Raw genomic sequence first — 14,673 nt, forward strand, 5'->3', positions numbered from 1 at the left:
GCGGCGATTTTGCTGGCCGGAGCCCGGGGGTACAGGGGGCGGCGGCGACTGGCCGCCCCCTGTGCGCTCCCTGCGCCGTAAGAGACATAACGCAGAAAATTAACCGGGAGCGCAATGTGCGCTGAAGCCACAGATAACATAAATGACCACACGGCGTTGCTTCCCCTCACCCTGGCCCTCTCCCCAAGGGAGACGGAACTGTCCGGCCATCGTTTCCGTGGCCAACATATTGCCGGGTGGCGGCTGCGCCTGACCCGGCCTACGGAGTCTGAAAACGTGGTAAACCGATAACAGTCTCCACCGCCGCCAGGCAATACATCAGGCTCCGTGCCCAATATGTTGCCGGGTGGCGCTTCGCTTACCCGGCCTACATAACCATTTAATTTCAGAAGGTTAACCATCACCGTAGGCCCGCGCAAGCGCAGCGCCGCCGGGCAAAAAAGCAGCCCCAGACGCAGACAGCAGACGAAAAAAAGCCGGAGGTTTCCCTCCGGCTTTTCTCATTCACATCACGCTACGCCTTACGCCACGTCTTCGTACTGCGGCACCGGGTTGCGGAAGCTTTTGGTCACGCAGGCCAGATAGACCAGACCGATACCGGCCCAGATCAGGCCCAGAATCATCGAGCTCTCTTCCAGGTTGACCCACAGCGCGCCGACGGTCAGGGCGCCGCACATCGGCAGGAACAGATACTGGAAGTGGTCTTTCAGCGTCTTGTTGCGTTTCTCACGGATCCAGAACTGCGAAATCACCGACAGGTTAACGAAGGTAAACGCCACCAGCGCACCAAAGTTAATCAGCGCCGTCGCCATCACCAGGTCGAAGTTAATCGCCAGCAGGGCGATAGCGCCGACCAGGATGATGTTCATCGCCGGGGTGCGCCAGGTCGGGTGCACATAGCCGAAGAAGCTTTTCGGGAACACGCCGTCACGGCCCATCACGTACATCAGACGCGCCACGCCAGCGTGCGCCGCCATACCGGACGCCAGTACGGTAATGGTGGAGAAGATCAGCGCGCCAACCTGGAAGGCTTTACCTGCCACGTAGAGCATAATTTCCGGCTGTGACGCATCCGGATCTTTAAAGCGCGAGATATCCGGGAAGTACAGCTGCAGGAAGTAGGTGGCAAAGATGAAGATCAGGCCGCCGATCAGCGCGGTCAGGAAGATCGCGCGCGGAATGACGCGCTCTGCATCTTTGGTCTCTTCAGACAGGTTGCTGATGCCGTCGAAGCCGGTAAACGAGAAGCACAGGATTGTCGCCCCGGTAATCATCGGGATCACGTGCGCGTCACCGGACCAGAACGGACGGCTGCTGGTCAGCGTACCGGCGCCTTCGCCGCCAAACACGCCATAAATCACCATGCCGAGGATAACGGCAATCAGCACCACCTGCAGCACCACGATCACGGTGTTGAAGTTGGCCACGGATTTAATGCTGCGCAGGTTAAAGGCGGTCATAAAGGCGACGAGCGCGATAACAAACACCCACGACGGAATCGAAGGCACCAGCGCTTCAAAATAGATTTTCGCCAGCAGAATGTTGATCATCGGCGCGAACAGGTAGTCGAGCAGCGAGGACCAACCCACCATAAAGCCAACGGTCGGGCTGATGGATTTCTGCGCATAGGTATACGCCGAGCCGGCGGACGGGTAACGACGTACCAGCTTGCCATAGCTCAGGGCAGTAAACAGGATAGCGATTAACGCAAAGGCGTAGGCCGTCGGCACGTGACCGTCGGTCATACCAGAGACGATACCAAACGTATCGAACAGCGTCATCGGCTGCATATAGGCCAGGCCCATCATTACAACCGGAACTAACGTAAGTGTTTTACGTAATTCCACGCGAGAGGTATTTGGAGTAGCGTTATGCGACATAGTTATCCCCTTTTACGGTGAACGCCAGCGCGTAAGCAAAAAATTGCCCCATTTCTTTCTATTCCTCAGCGACAACGACTGTCGGTTTTTAGTAAATATCTATCCGGTACGAAGCCCGGCCTCTTGGTATTGAATGATGTGTCTTTCGACCAAAAAAATAACCGACACTTTAAAAAAAGCGTCGGCTAGTCTCTGGTTTTCAGGCCGCATATTTTGCAACAATATCAACGGCGTTGACAAGATGTTATGAAGTTCATTGCGTGAGCATAATTTTTAAGATGCTAATATCTATACGATTTCCGTATGATAAATTGTAAAAATAGCACTATTTGCTAATAGCGCTTCGCGCCACCATTTCCCGGCCAAACCGCAGGCGGCGTCATTCCAGGCGATCCACGCGCGCTGACGAGGCGACAGCCCGCGCACGGCCAGGCTGACCAGCTCGCCGCTCTCCAGCAGCCCCTGCACCTGATAACGCGGCAGGCAACCCCACCCCAGCCCCATGCGCAGCAGCGCCAGCTGCCCCGCGGCGTCACACACCGTCAGGGTCTCCTGATCGGCGAACAGCGCCCCACCCTCGCCGGTGGCCACCGCGCGGTAACGCCGCAGGGTTCGCCAGCTCAACGGGGCGCGGCGCGCCGCCAGAGGATGCTGCGGGGAGACCACCAGCAGCAGCTCCAGCTCGCCAAGGGGAAGATAATCATAGCCGCTCAGCGGCGGCGGCTCGCCGAGCGCCCCCAGCAAGAGATCGGCCTGCCCTTCCGTCAAGGGCCGCCAGTCCAGCAGCGAGGGGGTCAGCGTGAAGCGCAGCCGGGTGAGCGGCTGCTGTTGATAAAAGGCGGCGATCAGCGGCGAGAGTTGCGCCACGGGAAAGGTGCTGTCCACCGCCAGGCGGAGGGTATGTTCCCACCCCTGCTGCAGCTTAACCGCCCGGATCTCCAGTTCGCGGGCGATGTGCAACACTTCCCGCCCTTTCTCCAGCAGCATCTGTCCGGTGGGGGTAAAGCGCGCACGGTGGCCGCTGCGGTCGAGCAGCTGAATATTGAGATCGCTTTCCAGCCGGTGAATGGTGTAGCTCAGCGCCGAGGGCGTTTTAAAGAGCTTTGCCGACGCCGCGGCAAAGCTCCCCTCTTTTTCCAGCGCGTCGAGGATCACGAGGACATCCAGCAGTGGTTTCATCGCTACCCCCTTACGGTATGCGAATCACCGCTGGCGGATCACTCCATCGGCATCACCAGCGGATCGGGGTACTGGTACTCAAACCCCAGCTCATTGCAGATACGATTGCCATCCACAATCTTGCCCTGGCCGCCGTCCGGGCTGTCGCTGAAGACCGGCGGCGGCAGCCCCAGCTCGCGGGCCATCTGCGGATAAAAGAGGCCGCGCGCCGGATGGCGGGGCGCACATAGATTATAGATGTGCCCGCCCTTCGGAGCCTGCAGCAGCAGTTCGATGGCGGCCACCACATCCTGCAAATGCACCAGGTTGACCACGTGCTGGCCATCCGGCGCCGACTTGCCGGCGAAAAAACGCCCCGGATGGCGGGACGGCCCCACCAGCCCGGCCAGGCGCAGAATATCCACCGAGGTCCCCGGCAGATTGTGCAGCCAGTCCTCCAGCTCCTTGAGCACCTGCCCGCTGGCGGTTTGCGGCAGGCGCGGGGAGTTCTCTTTCACCGTACCGTTGGCGTTGCCATACACCGAGGTGGAGCTGGTGAAGACGATCCGCGGAATATGGTACGCCAGCGCGGTATCGACGATCTCCTGCACCGCCTGCAGATAAAACCCTTCCCCCGCCCCGGTCCGCCGGGCCGGCAGCGTGATCACCAGCGCATCGACGTTCATCAGCGCGTCGAGGTCCTCGGTATCACAGACCAGCTGCGGCTCCAGGCGCAGCGGATAGCTGTCGATCCCGCACATCCGCGCCGCCTCCACGCCATCCTGCGTGGTTTTACTGCCGGTGACCTGCCAGCCTCGCGCCGTCAACGACAGCGCCAGCGGCATCCCCAGCCATCCCAAACCGACTATCGCGACCTTTTTCATCCCAGGCTCCTGACTCTTTCGCTGTGCTGATTACAGGCTACGCCAGCCAGCGGCAACTGACAATTTCTTCGCTCAATGTGAAATGAATTAATGATAGAAAAAAGCCCTTGCTTTCTGCGGCGAAAGTGGTTTAGGTTAAAGGACATCAAATGCATAGTCATTCACAGAGAATTTTTATGAACCGCGTTCAATTTAAACACCACCATCATCACCATCATCCTGACTAGTCTTTCAGGCGATGTGTGCTGGAAGACATTTGGATCTTCCAGTGGTGCATGAACGCGCAGAGAGCCCTCGGAAGATTCACTTCCGGGGGCTTTTTTTTGGACCAAATTCGGACAGATTCAGACAGGTATTCAGAGGAAAAGAACAATGTTAGACAACACCCGTTTACGCATAGCTATTCAGAAATCAGGCCGTTTAAGCGAAGATTCACGCGAATTACTCAGCCGCTGCGGCATTAAAGTCAATTTGCACACCCAGCGTCTGATTGCGCTGGCGGAAAATATGCCAATCGACATTCTGCGCGTGCGTGATGACGATATCCCGGGCCTGGTGATGGACGGTGTTGTCGACCTCGGCATTATCGGCGAAAACGTGCTGGAAGAAGAGCTGCTCAGCCGCCGCGCCCAGGGCGAAGACCCGCGCTATTTCACCCTGCGTCGCCTGGACTTCGGCGGGTGCCGCCTGTCGCTGGCGACCCCGGTGGATGAAGCCTGGAACGGCCCGGCGGCGCTGGACGGCAAACGTATCGCCACCTCTTACCCGCACCTGCTGAAGCGTTACCTCGATCAAAAAGGTATCTCCTTTAAATCCTGTCTGCTGAACGGCTCCGTGGAAGTGGCGCCGCGCGCCGGCCTCGCCGACGCCATCTGCGACCTCGTCTCCACCGGCGCCACCCTGGAAGCCAACGGCCTGCGCGAAGTGGAAGTGATCTACCGCTCCAAAGCCTGCCTGATCCAGCGCGACGGCGAAATGGACGACGCCAAACAGCAGCTGATTGACCGCCTGCTGACCCGTATTCAGGGCGTGATCCAGGCCCGCGAGTCGAAATACATCATGATGCACGCCCCGACCGAACGTCTGGAAGAAGTGGTTGCCCTGCTGCCGGGCGCCGAACGGCCAACCATTCTGCCGCTGGCGGGCGACAAGCAGCGCGTGGCGATGCACATGGTCAGCAGCGAAACCCTGTTCTGGGAGACCATGGAAAAACTGAAGGCGCTGGGCGCCAGCTCCATTCTGGTGCTGCCGATTGAGAAGATGATGGAGTAATCGGCCAGCCGGTCACGGGACACACAGGGGAAAACAATCATGAGCTTCAACACAATCATCGACTGGAACGGCTGTAGCGCAGACCAACAGCAACAACTCTTAACGCGCCCGGCGATTTCCGCCTCCGACAGCATCAGTAAAACGGTGGCGGCGATCCTCGATAACGTCAAAGCCAACGGCGACGCGGCGCTGCGCGAATACAGCGCGAAGTTTGATAAAACCACCGTCGCCGCGCTGCAGGTGAGCGAGGCGGAGATCGCCGCCGCCGGCGAGCGCCTCAGCGACGAGCTGAAGCAGGCGATGGCGGTGGCGGTGCAAAACATCGAGACCTTCCACAACGCGCAACAGCTGCAGGCGGTGGATGTCGAAACGCTGCCGGGGGTGCGCTGCCAGCAGGTGACCCGCCCTATCGCCTCCGTCGGGCTGTATATTCCGGGCGGCTCGGCGCCGCTGTTCTCCACGGTGCTGATGCTGGCGACGCCGGCGCGCATCGCCGGCTGTCAGCAGGTGGTGCTCTGCTCGCCGCCGCCGATCGCCGATGAGATCCTCTACGCCGCGCAGCTGTGCGGCGTGAAAACCATCTTTAACGTCGGCGGCGCGCAGGCCATCGCCGCCCTCGCCCTCGGTACCGAGTCGGTGCCGAAGGTGGATAAAATCTTTGGCCCGGGTAACGCTTACGTCACGGAAGCCAAACGCCAGGTCAGCCAGCGTCTGGACGGCGCGGCCATCGACATGCCGGCCGGCCCGTCGGAAGTGCTGGTGATCGCCGACAGCGGCGCCAACCCGGACTTTGTCGCCTCTGACCTGCTGTCCCAAGCGGAACACGGCCCGGACTCGCAGGTGATCCTCCTGACCCCGGACGCCGGGATGGGCAGCCGCGTCGCCGAGGCCGTGGAGCGCCAGCTGGCCGCCCTGCCTCGCGCCGAAACCGCCCGCGTGGCGCTCTCCGCCAGCCGGATCATCGTGGCCCGCGACCTGGCGCAGTGCGTGGCTATCTCCAACCAGTACGGCCCGGAGCACCTGATCATTCAGACCCGCCAGGCCCGTGAGCTGGTGGACAGCATCACCAGCGCCGGTTCGGTTTTCCTTGGCGACTGGTCGCCAGAATCCGCGGGCGACTACGCCTCGGGCACCAACCACGTTCTGCCGACCTATGGCTATACCGCCACCTGCTCAAGCCTCGGCCTGGCCGACTTCCAGAAGCGGATGACCGTGCAGGAGCTGTCGCGCGACGGCTTTGCCGCCCTCGCCTCAACGATTGAGATCCTGGCCGCCGCCGAGCGCCTTGACGCCCACAAAAACGCCGTAACGCTGCGCGTTGCCGCCCTGAAGGAGCAAGCATGAGCATTGAAGATTTAGCCCGCGCCAACGTCCGTGCGCTGACCCCGTATCAATCCGCTCGCCGTCTGGGCGGCAAAGGCGACGTCTGGCTGAACGCCAACGAATTCCCGACCGCCGTGGCTTTCCAGCTGACCGAGCAAACGATGAACCGCTATCCGGAGCCGCAGCCGAAGGCGGTGATTGAGAACTACGCCCGCTACGCCGGGGTTAAACCGGAGCAGGTGCTGGTCAGCCGCGGCGCCGACGAAGGCATTGAGCTGCTGATCCGCGCCTTCTGCGAGCCAGGCGAAGACGCGGTGCTCTACTGCCCGCCCACCTACGGCATGTACAGCGTCAGCGCCGAGACCATCGGCGTCGAATGCCGCACCGTGCCGACGCTGGCCGACTGGCAGCTCGACCTGCCGGGCATTGAGGCAAAGCTGGACGGGGTGAAAGTGGTCTTCGTCTGCAGCCCGAACAACCCGACCGGGCAGATTATCGACCCGCAGTCGATGCGCGACCTGCTGGAGATGACCCGCGGCAAAGCCATCGTGGTGGCCGACGAAGCCTATATTGAATTCTGCCCGCAGGCGACGCTCGCCGGCTGGCTCAGCGACTACCCGCACCTGGTGGTGCTGCGCACGCTGTCCAAAGCCTTTGCCCTCGCCGGCCTGCGCTGCGGCTTCACCCTCGCCAACGCCGAGGTGATTAACGTGCTGCTGAAAGTGATCGCGCCGTACCCGCTCTCCACGCCGGTGGCCGATATCGCCGCCCAGGCGCTGAGCGCGGAAGGGATCGCCGCGATGCGTCAGCGCGTGGCGCAGATCCTCGACGAGCGCCGCTACCTGGTGGAACAGCTGCGCGGCATCGCCTGCGTGGAGCAGGTCTTCGATTCCGAGACCAACTACGTCCTGGCGCGGATAACCGCCTCCAGCGCAGTGTTTAAATCTTTGTGGGATCAGGGCATTATCTTACGTGACCAGAATAAACAACCTTCATTGAGCGGCTGTTTGCGTATCACTATCGGTACCCGTGCCGAGAGCCAGCGCGTGATTGACGCCTTGACTGCGGAGAATGTATGACCCAGAAGTATCTCTTTATTGACCGTGACGGCACCCTGATTTCCGAACCGCCGGTAGATTTCCAGGTGGACCGTTTCGACAAGCTGGCGTTCGAGCCGCAGGTGATCCCGGCGCTGCTGAAGCTGCAGCAGGAAGGCTATAAGCTGGTGATGATCACCAACCAGGACGGTCTGGGTACCGACAGCCTGCCGCAGGAGGCGTTTGATGGCCCACACAACCTGATGATGCAGATCTTCGCCTCGCAGGGCGTTAACTTTGAGGAAGTGCTGATTTGTCCGCACTTCCCGGGCGACAACTGCGCCTGCCGCAAGCCGAAAACCCAGCTGGTACTGCCGTGGCTGGAAGAAGGCGTGCTGGATAAAGCCCACAGCTACGTGATTGGCGACCGGGCCACCGACCTTGAGCTGGCGGATAACATGGGGATTATCGGTCTGCGCTATGACCGCGAGACCCTGAACTGGCCGACCATCTGCGAGCAGCTGACCCGCCGCGACCGCTATGCCCACGTCGAGCGCATCACCAAAGAGACCCAGGTGGATGTGAAAGTGTGGCTGGACCGCGAAGGCGGCAGCAAGATCCACACCGGCGTCGGCTTTTTTGACCATATGCTCGACCAAATCGCCACCCATGGCGGCTTCCGCATGGAGGTCAACGTCGGCGGCGATCTGTACATCGACGATCACCACACGGTGGAAGATACCGGCCTGGCCCTCGGCGAAGCCCTGAAGCTGGCGCTCGGCGACAAGCGCGGCATCAACCGCTTCGGCTTCGTGCTGCCGATGGACGAGTGTCTCGCCCGCTGCGCGCTGGATATCTCCGGCCGTCCGCACCTGGAGTATAAGGCGGACTTCACCTACCAGCGCGTCGGCGATCTGAGCACCGAGATGGTGGAACACTTCTTCCGCTCGCTCTCTTACACCATGGCGGTGACGCTGCACCTGAAAACCAAGGGCAAGAACGATCACCACCGCGTGGAGAGCCTGTTCAAAGCCTTTGGCCGTACGCTGCGCCAGGCGATCCGCGTCCAGGGCGATGCCCTGCCGTCTTCCAAAGGGGTGCTGTAATGAATGTGGTGATCCTTGATACCGGGTGCGCCAACCTCAATTCGGTGAAATCGGCGATTGGCCGCCACGGCTATGAGCCGGTGGTCAGCCGCGATCCGGAGGTGGTATTGCGTGCCGATAAACTGTTTCTTCCCGGCGTCGGCACCGCCCAGGCGGCGATGGATCAGCTGCGCGACCGCGAGCTGATCGACCTGATCAAAGCCTGTACCCAGCCGGTGCTGGGTATCTGCCTGGGCATGCAGCTGCTCGGCAAGCGCAGCGAAGAGAACAACGGCGTCGATCTGCTGGGCATTATCGAGGAAGAGGTGCCGAAGATGACCGACCACGGCCTGCCGCTGCCGCACATGGGCTGGAACCGGGTGTATGCCAAAGCGGGCGATCGTCTGTTCCGCGGCATTGAAGAAGGCGCGTATTTCTACTTCGTCCACAGCTACGCCATGCCGGTCAACCCGTACACCATCGCCCAGTGCAATTACGGCGAGGCGTTTACCGCCGCGGTGCAGAAAGATAACTTCTTTGGCGTGCAGTTCCACCCGGAGCGCTCCGGGAGCGCCGGGGCGCAGCTGCTGAAAAACTTCCTGGAGATGTGATGATTATTCCTGCGTTAGATTTAATCGACGGCACCGTCGTTCGTCTCCACCAGGGCGATTACGGCCAGCAGCGCGACTACGGCAGCGATCCGCTGCCGCGCCTGCAGTCCTATGCCGCTCAGGGGGCGGAAGTCCTGCACCTGGTCGACCTGACCGGGGCGAAGGATCCGGCGAAGCGCCAGATCCCACTGCTGAAATCGCTGGTCGCCGGCGTTGACGTCCCGGTGCAGGTCGGCGGCGGCGTGCGGACCGAGGCGGATGTCGCGGCCCTGCTTGAAGCCGGCGTCGCCCGCGTGGTGGTCGGCTCCACCGCGGTGAAATCCCCGGAGGAAGTGAAAGGCTGGTTTAAACGCTTTGGCCCTGAACGGCTGGTGCTGGCGCTCGACGTGCGTATCGACGCCGACGGCAATAAGCAGGTGGCGGTCAGCGGCTGGCAGGAGAACTCCGGCGTGACCCTGGAGGAGCTGGTGGAGAGCTATCTGCCGGTCGGCCTGCAGCATGTGCTGTGCACCGATATCTCCCGTGACGGCACGCTGGCGGGCTCCAACGTCTCGCTGTATGAGGAAGTCTGCGCCCGCTACCCGCAGGTGGCGTTTCAGTCATCCGGCGGCATCGGCGATCTCAATGATATTGCCGCCCTGCGCGGCACCGGGGTGCGCGGCGTGATTGTCGGTCGCGCGCTGCTGGAAGGTAAATTCAACGTAACGGAGGCCATTCAATGCTGGCAAAACGGATAATCCCCTGCCTCGACGTCCGCGACGGCCAGGTAGTGAAAGGCGTGCAGTTCCGTAATCACGAGATCATCGGCGATATCGTCCCGCTGGCCAAGCGCTATGCCGACGAAGGCGCCGACGAGCTGGTGTTCTATGATATCACCGCCTCCAGCGACGGCCGGGTGGTCGACAAGAGCTGGGTGTCGCGGGTGGCGGAAGTGATTGATATTCCTTTCTGCGTGGCGGGCGGGATCAAGTCGCTGGAAGACGCGGCGCAGATCCTCTCCTTCGGCGCCGATAAGATCTCGATTAACTCCCCTGCCCTCGCCGACCCGACGCTGATCACCCGCCTTGCCGACCGCTTTGGCGTGCAGTGCATTGTGGTGGGGATTGATACCTGGTTTGATGCAGAGACCGGCAAGTATCACGTCAATCAGTACACCGGCGACGAGAGCCGCACCCGGGTGACGCAGTGGGAAACCCTCGACTGGGTGGAGGAAGTGCAGAAGCGCGGCGCGGGCGAGATCGTCCTCAATATGATGAACCAGGACGGGGTGCGCAACGGCTACGATCTGCAGCAGCTGGCGAAGGTTCGCGCGGTGTGCCATGTGCCGCTGATCGCCTCCGGCGGCGCGGGCACCATGGAACACTTCCTCGAAGCCTTCCGCGACGCCAACGTTGACGGCGCGCTGGCGGCCTCGGTATTCCACAAACAGATTATTAATATTGGCGAACTGAAAGCGTACCTGGCGGCACAGGGCGTGGAGATAAGGGTATGTTGACTGAACAGCTGGACTGGGAAAAAACGGACGGCATGATGCCGGCCATCGTGCAGCACGCCGTATCCGGCGAAGTGCTGATGCTGGGCTACATGAACAAGGAGGCGCTGGAGAAAACCGAAGCCACCGGCAAGGTCACCTTTTACTCACGCACCAAACAGCGGCTGTGGACCAAGGGTGAAACCTCGGGCCATGTCCTCAACGTAGTGAGCATCACGCCGGACTGCGACAACGATACGCTGCTGGTGCTGGTGAATCCGATCGGGCCGACCTGCCACAAAGGCACCACCAGCTGCTTCGGCGACGCCGGCCACCAGTGGCTGTTCCTCTATCAGCTGGAGCAGCTGCTGGCCGAGCGTAAGCACGCCGACCCGGAGAGCTCCTACACGGCGAAGCTGTATGCCAGCGGTACCAAGCGTATTGCGCAGAAAGTGGGGGAAGAAGGCGTGGAGACCGCGCTGGCCGCCACGGTGAACGACCGCTTCGAGCTGAAGAATGAGGCGTCGGACCTGATGTATCACCTGCTGGTGCTGCTGCAGGACCAGGGGCTTTCATTACAAGATATTATTGCCAACCTTAAGAGTCGGCATAAATAATCTGCAGGATGAAAGAAAAAAGGCCGGAAGCTGAAAAGTTCAGCAACCGGCCTTTATATTTTCAGGTCGAATTTTTTAGCGATTCTTTTTAAATTCTGCAACCTTTTCAGCTAACAGTTTTTCACTGGCTTTTATTAACGATGTATATTGAGAGTTCTCAAAGCCCCATAATGTTGACTGTTGCTCTTCTGCGTATCCTACAAGGAAAGGTAATGTAGTCACGACGACCAGATCTTGAGCTGATTCAACATAGCGGTCAATAGTATTGGTTTCGGCATCAATATTTTTCTCATCCCACTGGCTAATAAGATCCATACCACGGCGAGAATAAATATTCATAACCATACTAGTCATTTTGTCAATGTAGATATACTCAATACCATCAATGACCTTAACATCCAGTACCTTCGTGTCCTCATGCAGATGTGCAATTATGCCAGCAAAAATATGCCATTTAGCCTCAGTACTCTGTAGATGGTTAATAATTTTATTTAATTTATTATCATAATCAACCGGGAAAATAACATCATCTTCACAGATAATCCCCATTTCCGCCTTACTGGCCAGCATGCCTGAAAGCATATATTTATAGCTCATGCCACAACCAATCCAACCAATGCGATAACGGATCCCCTCGAAAAATTGGAATCCATGGGATGGACTAGCGAAAAAAGCTTTCCGGCGGACGGGTGTTTCAGACAATGATAAACAAAGGCGTGGGACATCTCCAGTTTGAAATTGCTCAAATGAGAAAATACTTTTGTATTGTGAAAAATTGAGTTTATCAATCGACAGCAGATAACGTCGCAGATAATAATTATTTTTATTATCTACATTAGTAAAGTGCTTAATTTTTTCTTTTCTTTCGTTGTAATATTCTTTATCAGATAACAAATTCTGAATTTTCTCGACCATTGCCGGAATATCACCGATGGGGCAAAAATCGATCACATCCTGTAGGTATTCATGCTCTACAATATCTGAACTGCTTTCACTCACTACAGGCGTCCCAAGCGAAATCGTTTCATATAGACGTGTGGTTTCAAGCAACGCATTTTCATAGTAATGAATGTTGACGACGACTTTCGCATTCTTAACCATTCTGGTGAGTTTATCACCGAAAACTTCCGAAGCGACAGTGACATTAAAATGCTTCTTCAATTCCTGAAGATAGGCCTTGCGGCGCTCACAGTTTGGATCGCCATAGAATAGAACATCTGCGTGTATATCACCTTTCTGATCATCCAGTACATAACCGTTATCTGCTAAATGGGCTGGGTAATCTGGAAAGCTGGAAATCGGCATATAAAACAATTTCTGATACGGAATGCCTTTATCCAGTAAATATTCAATATTTTTCAAAGAATAATCAAAAATAGCAACTGCATTATTAAGACGAGAAAAATACTCATCGGTAAACCATCTTGAGTTGACCGACTGCTCCATCTGGAAAGCAATGTAGTTACGGGGCAGTTGTTTGAACATTTGCGGACAAACTACAATGTGCATCTGCCCCATATCCTGCTCAATGGAATAAGCAGTACTGACATGGCCCTTAATTCCGCAATCAAGCAGATTCTTTTCAATCAAATGTGCAACGAATAGGGTATGCTGAGTAGCAAGAATTCTTACCGTTCCAGTATCGACAAATGGCGTAGCTGGTGAAGAGTCGATAGCAGCTCGGCTTAAAACACGTTTAAAACCATCAACCATCCCTGACCAGTTTCCTGACAATAGAAGACGAATAGCCGTTTTATATTTCGATTTTGAAAGAAGTCCACCCGATAAAATATAGCGAGAAAAAACATTATTACCGGAATTCGTGTATTCCCTCATCATTGCTTTTATAGTGCTAAATTCACCTCGGGAAATCCTACCAGACATACGAACTGGCATGGTTAACTTCCACGACAGACTTCTGCGCATACGATCTACTTCATCTTGTTTGACTGCCAGGGCGGAAACTAATATATCCCTGTCTTTTGCTGCCAAGTCTGCCGTTTGCTGGAGTTTGGTAATCGCTGCAGCTAATTTTTCTCGCTCAGTAACCTCGGCAGCAAGCTGCGTTTTCAAATCTTCAAGTTGTTTGTTATTCTGGGCTAATGAGTTTTCTAAAATGGTTCTCATGGTGATATCTTTGGAAATCGCTTCGTTTATTAATGTTGACAGCGTATGGCTGTTTTCTTCACGCTCATCCGGCATTTTAGAATAAAATTGCAGGTGTTTACGTACGATATCCAGTTCTGCTGGATGGTCCAACCTGAATCGCAAATATTCCAGATTAAATATAAGTTCAAAGGGCACCAGATAAGCAAACAGATAAAATGCCATGGCATTTACTCTGGTGGGACCTGAGGCCTCCTCAGCGACAAAAGCATAGGAACAATCACCGAGAATATTAGTCTTTTTCTCGCATAAAAGCGCCTCTAAGCCAACGCTTGAGTTAATAGTATAAATAGAATGACATTTTTGAATAAATTCGAGGCTGTTTGCCGATGCATCAATGCTAAATATGTCATCTCGTAAACGAAACAAACTCCCGGGATGCGCCCGAACTAATATATTCTCGAGAGAATGCTGTTGACGAACATAAGAAATTAGAGATATATTCGTAAAATCATGGCTGTAAGCAATGATATTGGAATCGTCTTCTACCTGTAACACAATCCCAGCAACTTGGTTTTCACTTGACGAAGGTAATGAGATTGCTTCAAGAAAATAACGATGCAAATCATTCATTGAGCACGTAATATCAATTTCCGTCTGGCAAGATTCATAGCGTGCCCGAGCCTCGGTATTACCATTAACGCCGGTGAAATCCAGATATGCTGTATTGCGATACATCGGTGCTCGCAATGGCCCGATCTCAAGGTGTATAACCTCTTTATTTAAAGCTCTTGCGACTTTTTCAAGCGATGGACAGTTGCAGATAGAGACAAAAGCATCAACACGTTGAATTATTTCCTTTGTAAGTAAAGAAAATAACTCATTTTCAAGCTCGGAAATAGATTCGGTTAAAAATGTGGTAAATGATTTTATGGGGTCATGATGATGTTGAGCCAACATGGTTTCATACAAAGCATGATCAAGATACAGATATTCATGTCTGGCAAGGCTTTGTTCATCAGGAATAGAATATCCTAAAGATGCCATCGAGGCAGCATCAAACTCCCAACGGGAATGTTGTGTTTCATCGTTTATTACTTCAACATAATCAGGACTTGTGATAAAAAGTATCTTTTCGTTAGAACAATGCAAATACTTTAAAAAAAGCCATAAATAAGGGGCCTTCACCCCTCTGAACGGATAAGGAGGAAGAAAAACAGCAAACATGT

The 14,673-nt window shown here is 56.2% G+C and carries 14 protein-coding genes and 1 other annotated feature; of the genes, 9 read left to right on the forward strand and 5 right to left on the reverse strand.

Going from position 1 to position 14,673, the window contains the following annotated elements:
• Positions 1-521: 521 nt before the first annotated feature.
• The 4 genes from plaP to K5R89_RS15400 form a co-directional block, all read right to left on the reverse strand.
• A complete protein-coding gene (gene plaP / locus K5R89_RS15385) occupies positions 522-1,880 on the reverse strand; it encodes an APC family permease (RefSeq protein WP_217259297.1) in 1,359 nt (452 codons plus the stop codon).
• Positions 1,870-1,932 (reverse strand): membrane protein YoeI, encoded by a 63-nt coding sequence (gene yoeI, locus K5R89_RS27855; protein ID WP_096335043.1) that lies wholly within the window; start codon positions 1,930-1,932, stop codon positions 1,870-1,872. Before yoeI ends, plaP begins: the two co-directional genes overlap by 11 nt.
• A 236-nt stretch (positions 1,933-2,168) precedes the next feature.
• Positions 2,169-3,059 (reverse strand): LysR family transcriptional regulator, encoded by an 891-nt coding sequence (locus K5R89_RS15395; protein WP_048297860.1) that lies wholly within the window; start codon positions 3,057-3,059, stop codon positions 2,169-2,171.
• 38 nt (positions 3,060-3,097) lie between these two features.
• A complete protein-coding gene (locus tag K5R89_RS15400; RefSeq protein ID WP_023290355.1) occupies positions 3,098-3,922 on the reverse strand; it encodes an SDR family oxidoreductase in 825 nt (274 codons plus the stop codon).
• 176 nt (positions 3,923-4,098) lie between these two features.
• Here K5R89_RS15400 and hisL point away from each other — a divergent pair, with 176 nt between their 5' ends.
• The 9 genes from hisL to hisIE all read left to right on the forward strand — a co-directional run bounded on the left by hisL (position 4,099) and on the right by hisIE (position 11,338).
• Positions 4,099-4,149 carry a his operon leader peptide gene (gene hisL / locus K5R89_RS15405; RefSeq protein ID WP_004899375.1) on the forward strand — a complete coding sequence of 17 codons (51 nt, stop codon included), beginning with the start codon at positions 4,099-4,101 and terminating at the stop codon, positions 4,147-4,149.
• Positions 4,125-4,247, forward strand: a sequence feature (His leader region). Its footprint overlaps the gene before it by 25 nt.
• A 47-nt stretch (positions 4,248-4,294) precedes the next feature.
• Entirely contained in the window at positions 4,295-5,194 is a 900-nt protein-coding gene (gene hisG, locus K5R89_RS15410) for an ATP phosphoribosyltransferase (RefSeq protein WP_023290356.1), read from the forward strand.
• A 39-nt stretch (positions 5,195-5,233) separates the two neighbouring features.
• The gene (gene hisD, locus K5R89_RS15415) at positions 5,234-6,538 is read left to right on the forward strand and encodes a histidinol dehydrogenase (protein ID WP_023290357.1); all 1,305 of its coding nucleotides are present in this window, start codon (positions 5,234-5,236) and stop codon (positions 6,536-6,538) included.
• Positions 6,535-7,596, forward strand: coding sequence for a histidinol-phosphate transaminase (hisC, locus tag K5R89_RS15420; RefSeq protein WP_044524105.1), 1,062 nt, complete (start codon positions 6,535-6,537; stop codon positions 7,594-7,596). Before hisD ends, hisC begins: the two co-directional genes overlap by 4 nt.
• Positions 7,593-8,660: a bifunctional histidinol-phosphatase/imidazoleglycerol-phosphate dehydratase HisB gene (gene hisB, locus K5R89_RS15425; protein WP_017899706.1), complete on the forward strand. Its 1,068-nt coding sequence runs from the start codon at positions 7,593-7,595 to the stop codon at positions 8,658-8,660. Before hisC ends, hisB begins: the two co-directional genes overlap by 4 nt.
• Positions 8,660-9,250 carry an imidazole glycerol phosphate synthase subunit HisH gene (hisH, locus tag K5R89_RS15430; RefSeq protein WP_002912227.1) on the forward strand — a complete coding sequence of 197 codons (591 nt, stop codon included), beginning with the start codon at positions 8,660-8,662 and terminating at the stop codon, positions 9,248-9,250. The genes hisB and hisH overlap by 1 nt, the downstream gene beginning before the upstream one ends.
• Positions 9,250-9,987, forward strand: coding sequence for a 1-(5-phosphoribosyl)-5-[(5-phosphoribosylamino)methylideneamino]imidazole-4-carboxamide isomerase (gene hisA / locus K5R89_RS15435; RefSeq protein ID WP_004200373.1), 738 nt, complete (start codon positions 9,250-9,252; stop codon positions 9,985-9,987). The genes hisH and hisA overlap by 1 nt, the downstream gene beginning before the upstream one ends.
• The gene (gene hisF / locus K5R89_RS15440) at positions 9,969-10,745 is read left to right on the forward strand and encodes an imidazole glycerol phosphate synthase subunit HisF (protein ID WP_032453444.1); all 777 of its coding nucleotides are present in this window, start codon (positions 9,969-9,971) and stop codon (positions 10,743-10,745) included. The genes hisA and hisF overlap by 19 nt, the downstream gene beginning before the upstream one ends.
• Complete coding sequence (hisIE, locus tag K5R89_RS15445) at positions 10,739-11,338, forward strand: bifunctional phosphoribosyl-AMP cyclohydrolase/phosphoribosyl-ATP diphosphatase HisIE (protein ID WP_110237421.1); 600 nt, start codon at positions 10,739-10,741, stop codon at positions 11,336-11,338. Before hisF ends, hisIE begins: the two co-directional genes overlap by 7 nt.
• 75 nt (positions 11,339-11,413) lie before the next feature.
• On the opposite strand, the gene K5R89_RS15450 is transcribed toward hisIE, so the two are convergent.
• The gene (locus K5R89_RS15450) at positions 11,414-14,671 is read right to left on the reverse strand and encodes a hypothetical protein (protein ID WP_217259298.1); all 3,258 of its coding nucleotides are present in this window, start codon (positions 14,669-14,671) and stop codon (positions 11,414-11,416) included.
• Between the last annotated feature and the right edge of the window lie 2 nt (positions 14,672-14,673).

It is taken from the genome of Klebsiella sp. TF21-TM, assembly GCF_019753495.1.
Classification (GTDB): domain Bacteria; phylum Pseudomonadota; class Gammaproteobacteria; order Enterobacterales; family Enterobacteriaceae; genus Klebsiella; species Klebsiella quasipneumoniae.

Coding starts and splice junctions, on each gene's coding strand:
- hisF (WP_032453444.1), top strand. CDS start 9,969: ATGCTGGCAAAACGGATAATCCCCTGCCTCGACGTCCGCGACGGCCAG.
- hisA (WP_004200373.1), top strand. CDS start 9,250: ATGATTATTCCTGCGTTAGATTTAATCGACGGCACCGTCGTTCGTCTC.
- K5R89_RS15400 (WP_023290355.1), bottom strand. CDS start 3,922: ATGAAAAAGGTCGCGATAGTCGGTTTGGGATGGCTGGGGATGCCGCTG.
- hisG (WP_023290356.1), top strand. CDS start 4,295: ATGTTAGACAACACCCGTTTACGCATAGCTATTCAGAAATCAGGCCGT.
- plaP (WP_217259297.1), bottom strand. CDS start 1,880: ATGTCGCATAACGCTACTCCAAATACCTCTCGCGTGGAATTACGTAAA.
- hisC (WP_044524105.1), top strand. CDS start 6,535: ATGAGCATTGAAGATTTAGCCCGCGCCAACGTCCGTGCGCTGACCCCG.
- K5R89_RS15395 (WP_048297860.1), bottom strand. CDS start 3,059: ATGAAACCACTGCTGGATGTCCTCGTGATCCTCGACGCGCTGGAAAAA.
- hisH (WP_002912227.1), top strand. CDS start 8,660: ATGAATGTGGTGATCCTTGATACCGGGTGCGCCAACCTCAATTCGGTG.
- hisIE (WP_110237421.1), top strand. CDS start 10,739: ATGTTGACTGAACAGCTGGACTGGGAAAAAACGGACGGCATGATGCCG.
- hisB (WP_017899706.1), top strand. CDS start 7,593: ATGACCCAGAAGTATCTCTTTATTGACCGTGACGGCACCCTGATTTCC.
- K5R89_RS15450 (WP_217259298.1), bottom strand. CDS start 14,671: ATGTTTGCTGTTTTTCTTCCTCCTTATCCGTTCAGAGGGGTGAAGGCC.
- hisD (WP_023290357.1), top strand. CDS start 5,234: ATGAGCTTCAACACAATCATCGACTGGAACGGCTGTAGCGCAGACCAA.